The sequence below is a fragment of the Undibacterium sp. 5I2 genome (assembly GCF_035019605.1).
Lineage (GTDB): Bacteria > Pseudomonadota > Gammaproteobacteria > Burkholderiales > Burkholderiaceae_D > Undibacterium.
Genome location: NZ_JASJVS010000100.1, coordinates 1 through 6,839, shown reverse-complemented (window position 1 = coordinate 6,839; position 6,839 = coordinate 1). Strand labels below are relative to the sequence as shown.

At 47.9% G+C, this 6,839-nt stretch carries 5 protein-coding genes; all 5 read right to left on the bottom strand.

The annotated features are described in order from the left end of the window. Window positions 1–153 precede the first annotated feature (153 nt). Complete coding sequence (locus tag QN359_RS19130) at window positions 154–1,344, bottom strand: Wzz/FepE/Etk N-terminal domain-containing protein (protein WP_322247581.1); 1,191 nt, start codon at window positions 1,342–1,344, stop codon at window positions 154–156. Window positions 1,345–1,346: 2 nt separating this feature from the next. Continuing rightward, window positions 1,347–3,701: a polysaccharide biosynthesis/export family protein gene (locus QN359_RS19125; RefSeq protein ID WP_322247580.1), complete on the bottom strand. Its 2,355-nt coding sequence runs from the start codon at window positions 3,699–3,701 to the stop codon at window positions 1,347–1,349. A gap of 72 nt (window positions 3,702–3,773) precedes the next feature. Beyond that, the gene (locus QN359_RS19120; RefSeq protein WP_322247579.1) at window positions 3,774–4,715 is read right to left on the bottom strand and encodes a glycosyltransferase; all 942 of its coding nucleotides are present in this window, start codon (window positions 4,713–4,715) and stop codon (window positions 3,774–3,776) included. A gap of 411 nt (window positions 4,716–5,126) precedes the next feature. After that, a complete protein-coding gene (locus tag QN359_RS19115; protein ID WP_322247578.1) occupies window positions 5,127–5,909 on the bottom strand; it encodes an SGNH hydrolase domain-containing protein in 783 nt (260 codons plus the stop codon). A gap of 12 nt (window positions 5,910–5,921) precedes the next feature. Continuing rightward, on the bottom strand, window positions 5,922–6,839 hold a 918-nt coding region (locus tag QN359_RS19110), incomplete at its 5' end, for an acyltransferase (RefSeq protein ID WP_323493614.1).

Genomic DNA, 6,839 nt, shown 5'->3' with positions numbered 1-6,839 from the left:
CGCGCAAGCGCCGTTCAGCGTACCAGCTAACCAAGCCCGGCGATGTTGCCGCGCCTAAGCTGTGAAGGCACGGTCGTGCCACTGGGTTCCCGCCTGTGCGGGAATGACGTCATGACGAGAACAGCACTGTCCTCGTCAACACGCCTCAATGCCTCAACGGAAGCTCAAATACTTTTTCAACTGACGCCATTTTTCTTCCTGCTCAGGCGTTTTCGGCGCGGCCGAAGCTTCGGCCACAAACGCCGCAATCAGTGCCACGATCAAACCGAACATGGCGGCCGCCAGCGTGATAAGCGCGCGTTGCGGTTTAAATTTACGTTCCGGTTCAATGGCTTTATCGAGCACCTGAATCAAAGGAATATCCTTAGCTTCATCGAGACGCGCCGCTTCATATTGCTTGGCCAGTAAATCATAAAGCATTTGATAATACTTCACATCACGCAGTATCTGTATGCTGCTTGGCCCGCCAGCCGCATCGCTTGCACGCGGCGCTGCTGCCAGCGGATTACCATTTTCCAACTTACCGAGCTCCTGCTGCATACCCAACAACTCTTGGTAAGCGCGCTTATACTCATTATTATTCGGCGTAACAAAGGCTTGCATGGCCTTGAGTTGAATTTCCTTAGCCGACACCGCCGCACGCAAACGCGCTGCAGTTTCCACCACGGCCTTGCTTTGGCCATCAACACTGAGCACGCCCTTGCTATCGATGCCTTTGGCCAGGGTAGTTTCGGCCACGATCATCTTGTCTTTAGCGAGTTCCAATTGTTTTTCAAAAAACAAGCGGCGCTGCGAAGCTTCGGTGAGCGCAAAGCGACTCGTCAGTAAAGTCAGTTCTTCCACATAGGCATTGGCGATGGCCATGGCAATTTTCGGGTCTTTATCTTCGACTTCAATCCCGATCAAACCATCTTTACCGGCGGCGATGGTGGAATTGGTGTCCAACATCTTGCGCGTAGTTTCTACCAACTTGACGTCATAACGCTTTTTCAAATCGAAACGGCTGATCAGCTTATCGGTAACGGCGCGGCTTTTCAGCATGGCGATATACAAGTCATTAGGGTTTTTAATCCCCAACGCGGCACCTGCGCCACCGGCCAAGCCACCGAGTTGGCTCAGCATAGCCGAGGCGGTCGATTGGCTCTGTTGCGGTGGAAGAATCTTGGTATTCGCCTTAAAAACGGCTTGCATGCAGAGGCTGATCAGCAAACCAGCCACCCCACATACGATCGGGTACAGCATAATTTTTTTCTTATGCTTGGCCAGCGTGAGCAAAATATCCATCAAGGCGAGGCCATCATCTTCATCTGCCGGAGCGGCGTGCAACTTATCAAGTGTCGTCATGCTTAATTTTTCAAAGATTTAATTGCGGCTGCACCGAGGCCGAAACCAGTGAGTATCGTTGCCCAATCTTTCAAACCAACAATGAATTGCTGGTAAGTCGTTTGTTTATTCAAGCGTTCCGGTACAACAATCGTATCGCCCGGCATGACTTGCGAAGAACCTACACTCGAGAACCAACCGCGCCCAGTGTTTGACAAGACAGAACCATTGGCCCGCAAGATAAAGGTGTTGTCGATATCGGCTTCGGAAGTTGGGCCAGCTTCGGCCAAGTAGTTATCCACCGACAAACCTTTTCTCCAGATAATCGACGATTCTTGGCTCAGCGCGCCGAATACATGAACAAAATCTGGCCGGCTAGGGATGATCAGTTGATCGCCATTTTCCAACTTCAAAACCGGCAGCTTATCAAAATTTTCGTCGTTGGCAGCCAAACTGAAAGCAATCCGGCCGGTGGCTTTCATTTCACGCAACTTAGCCACGGCTTCACTGGCAGCCTTTTGTTCGGCTGCCAGCTTGATGGCCGCCGCTGCAGGAGTGGCCGAGACGCCCTGATTCGCAGCCGAACGTGCCCCCTCACTGCGCACTTGTGCTTCGAGACGACGCGTAACGCGTTCCAAATTAGCCTGCTGCTCTTGACGCGCACGCTCACGATAAAACTCGGTGCCGAATAAATAGGCGTTCGTGGTAGGGCCACCGGCTTTGGCGATCAGCGTTTGCAAATTGTCACCGGGACTCATTTGGTACACACCCGGCACATTGACTTCACCCTCGATGCGTGCAAACACCTTGCGCTTGGCAATTGGCACCTGAATATCGTTTTGAGAAAAAATCGTCACCGCATCACCGGCTTGCAACATAAGGTTATCGGGGTTGGCCGGATTTTCCATGGCCCGACCCAAATTGAAGGGGATCAGGCTAACATTGAGGGTGTCGCGATCGATGCGTTCAATCACAGCATAATCCCAATTGACATCATCGATCAAATTGCCGATGCTGCTGGCAATCGAGAACGCATTTTCACGCACATCCCTTTTATTATCCTGAAAAGTGCCGAGGCCCTGTTTTCCCTTGGCATCAGGATCATCGCTCTGCCCCTGTACATCATTCTGCCCCAGCACATCATTCTGGCGCTGTATCGAGGCGCGCGTGACCAACGCTGCGCGGTTCGGTATCAAATCGCGTATGCGCATGCCAGCCTTAAACGGCACTCGCAAGGCTTGATTAACATTGCCGCGCAAACTAACTGCGTTAGAAAACTCCGGCGTAATCGAAGCAACGGTGAGCATGTCGCCGCCTTTCAGGATTTTCTTCAAACCAGCTTGATCGAGCGCGAAATCTTCTATCGTGCGCGGCTGCGCCTTGGCATTATCAATACGCTCTAAAAAAACCCGACGCGGATCGGCGATGACAGGCAAGCCACCGGCGAGTTCGAGAATGCTGGCAATGCTTTCATTGGCCGAGCGCAGTTCGTACACGGCCGGGGTATTGACCTTGCCAACCAAGGCAATATGGCCGCTGGCCGGTGGAATATAGATGGTATCGCCATCCTGCAGCTTGACATCATTGCTCTTGTCGCCCTTGGCGATAAAGGCATATAAATCAAGACTGCCGACCACTTTACCGGCGCGTTTGACTTGCACATTACGCATGGAGCCATTGGCATTCGGCCCGCCACTGGCCAGCAAGGCCGTTACCAGAGTAGAGAAACCCGACACCGTATACGAACCTGGTCTCTTGGCCTGCCCAACCACATACACGGTCATCGCCCGCACGCGGCCAAAATTAACGCTGCTGGTGACATCGCGGTACTGCTTGGCGATAGCCGCGCGGATCACCGCATCGGCATCGCCTGCCTTGACACCAGAAAGCTGAATATTGCCGATGGTCGGCAAATTGATGTTACCGCTGCGATCAACCGTGGCACGATAATCGATATCGACACTGCCCCAAGCGCGCACCTGCACTTCATCGCCACTGCCGAGCACATAGTCGGTAGGCAGCGGGGTGTTTTGGGCCGGCACAAAGCCTGCCTGCGGACTGGAAAAAAATTCACTTCCAAACAGCGCTAAATTTTTACCGGTGGCGTATTTAATAAAATTCTGAAATTCGCTCGGTTCCTGCCGTTTCGCGGACAGATCGCGCCGCGCAGCCGCATCGCCATTGTAATCAGCGGTATTGTTATTGTTATTTTGCGCAGCGCCTTGATTAGTGATGTGCGGTGCCGCTTTAAGCGCAGTGCTAGTGCTGGCATTGGCGTTGGTGTTGACATCAGCGCCATTGTCAGTCTGCTGGGCAAACACGCAGGAAGCCGCGAAAATCGCGAAAACCGGCAGCGTACTCTTGATTATCTGGTGCATAGAGGGTGTCATATTGTCGGGTTACAATCTAAAACTAAGGCGCGCCAGGCTGTGGACAGTCCGGCGCTGAGATCAGGAATTGGTTTTCTTGGCCGCCGCAGCGGCAGGCTTGAGGCCGCCGCCTGCTGTCATCCAGCGCTTGATTTTAAAACGCACAATCATGGCATACAATCCGCAATAGCACAAAATAAACAAGCCGGTAAACAGCAAGACCAGCGGCGTACTTGACCAGCAAAGGACAGCCGGCACGATCGAAAACGCCGCCAAGCACCACAGATAAGGCGCGGTCAGTGAATTCCGTTTGATCATATGCTCGGCTTCTTTCGAGCCTATCATGTGGCGCACCAGGCGTTTGTAAACCAGCGAATGCAGATGTATCGCATCAGGCAAACCAGCCGGCAAGCCGCGGATCACCTTGCGGCGGTAAATAGAGAACACCGTTTCCCATACCGGATAAATCACCAGCAAGAGCGGAAACCAAGGCGATACTTGGGGATTGCGATAGACCAGCATGACGCAAATTTCTGCCACCATGAAGCCCCACAGGTAAGCACCACCATCACCGGCGAAGATGGAACCGCGCGGATAATTCCAAAACAAAAAGCCCATCGTGGCACCGATCAGCGCCAAGCACTGAGCAAACAAAAACAAATCATTGACTTGGTAACTGACATAGGCCAGAGCCGATAAAATCATCACCACCACGCCCCCAGCCAAACCGTTGAAGCCATCGATGATATTCATGGCATGGGTAATGCCGCCGACGGCAATCATGATCAATAAGGCATTGACCAAGATATACGTGGTGATCAGCTCATCGAGCCAAGCCACGTCGAGCCGCACCAACTTGGCATTAAGCAGCCACATGCCGATTAAGGCAGAAACGAAAGCAGCCAGCAGACGCTTGAGCGGGCTGACTTTTTTAGTCAAATCTTCAGTCATCCCAGCCAACCAGACAGGAAGAATGGCTGCGATGAAGGGCAGACTGTTAAATTCGTATGTGTCATAGTACATTGCAGCCATGCCAGCTAACAAACCCAAAAATACAGGCAAACCACCTATGCGTGGTGTTGCGCCATGATGCATCTTTTGCGGCCCAGAACCTACATGATCTGAAGACAAATGTTGATGTGCATGCTTAAACTGTATTAGAGCAAAACATGCTAGCCAAGAAACAGCAATGGCAAAAGAAAACACTTTTATCATAATAAAAAAAACCTTAATTCCTGCGAAAATCGAAAAGTGCTTGGTTTAAATGCTCTGAACACCCATCTAAAATTCGTCGTTAACAAACAATCCCATTCCAACTAGTCAACGAAATTTGCTCAAAGACGATATTTATTGATCTTGCAACAAAATCTATCAGCAAAAAATCATTAATCACAAAACTTTTTCCGTTAGAAAATGTTCCTGAAATCAACTTACTTATTTAACATCTACAAACGACGATGTCAAATAATTATTTAATTGTCGACCGATTAATCCTGCCGCAAAATCTGAAATATGATCGCTATAACTGTATAAAAGCCTACCGCTCTTTTCTGGTGTGCAAAAACGGTTTGTTTCATCACAAAGTATGTTGAGTGTATCAAACACCCTTACTTTCCTTGAATCAATAGTTTGCAATTGATTCAACAATAACCGATATTTTTCAGAAAGCTTCAGTTGCTCTTCAATTCCGATTCGGCAATACTTTTTTTCGCCATTTAAATATTTATTTAAAAAATTAAATTCGGTAATCCTATTTAAACAGACGCTGGGATCAGCCAAAGTAGGATTATTAACAACCAACACAATATTTTTTCCAGCTTTTAAAAATATTTTAATGACCTGAGAAAATCCCTCAAAAACATCATCATAGTTTTTACTATTTGATAAATCCTCAATAGAATACTCATTATTCAACTGGAACAATGCTCGGGTCGCAGCGACAATAACGACAGTTTCAATATCGGGATTGCTTTGAATAGCATTTACAGCGATGCCTGTCATTTTTTGAAAACTTGAATAATCTGTTCGGCTAGACATTAATGGAATAGGTGCTCCGTTAGCGCCATTCCCACCAATGAATAACCACCGTCCACTATCGAGTGAGGTCCGAACTAATCCGGGAAAAAGAGCAGCAGCTTTGCTATCCCCCATCAATGCAAAACGGGCCTTGCCTCTGGAGTCTTGCTGACAGTTTCCGAATAACTGTTTGTCTTGCATGTTAGTGACGCCTCAATCATTTACGCTAAATCCCAAGTCACCATTATCTGCACCACTCAACGAAAGTGGATTCAAGCGTGTAAAAGTCCGATTTAAGCCATTACCGTGAGACAAAACAGCTAAATTTCGTTCTTTTACATAAGAATAGCCGCTTAGTGAACCAAGAGAAATCATCATCAACACTAACGCAAATGTTGCCGTTTTCCCCCACTGACTAAATCTTATTGGCTTTTCGACGACATGCAGCGTCGCCCATGCCAGAATTATAGAGGCAACAACCGCAGCAATTCTCATTTCCAAAGAGGGCACTGCTCCTAAAATTACTCTTAAAAAAGAAAGTATCGGCCAATGCCACAAATATAAAGGGAAACTAATTAAACCAAACCAAACCAAAAATTTATTGGATAAAACCTTTTGATTGAACCAAGTTTCACTGGAAGAGTAAATTAATAATGCAGCACCGATTGTAGGAAATAATGCCCAATAACCTGGAAATGCGTTCTCTTTTGTAGTTAAAACCAGACCGCATAATATTAAGCAAGCCCCGATACAGGACAGTACGGAATCGGCGTCGATACCGATAATTTTATTTTTTGACCTTTTACTTAAATAAATTATTGCTAAGGCGGAACCAACCAATAGCTCCCAGAATCTCGTTAATGGCGAGTAAAAAGTTCCCGTGGGGTCTCTACCAATTTCTACAATATTTAAAGTAAACGATAAAATACCGACGGCGATACAAATATAGAAGAGGTTAATTTTCTTCCTACTTGCGATCCACAAAATGAACGGCCAAAAAATATAAAATTGCTCTTCAATAGCGAGCGACCAAAGATGTAGTAACGGTTTCGTATCAGACAAAATATCAAAGTAGCCAGCATCTTTCCAAAGTACAAAATTTGAAACAAATGCGACCCCTCCAACCAAATT

Bases quoted from the DNA above. Each gene is read 5' to 3' on its own strand.
- QN359_RS19120 (WP_322247579.1), bottom strand. From the start codon at position 4,715: ATGTACTATGACACATACGAATTTAACAGTCTGCCCTTCATCGCAGCC.
- QN359_RS19130 (WP_322247581.1), bottom strand. From the start codon at position 1,344: ATGACGACACTTGATAAGTTGCACGCCGCTCCGGCAGATGAAGATGAT.
- QN359_RS19115 (WP_322247578.1), bottom strand. From the start codon at position 5,909: ATGCAAGACAAACAGTTATTCGGAAACTGTCAGCAAGACTCCAGAGGC.
- QN359_RS19125 (WP_322247580.1), bottom strand. From the start codon at position 3,701: ATGCACCAGATAATCAAGAGTACGCTGCCGGTTTTCGCGATTTTCGCG.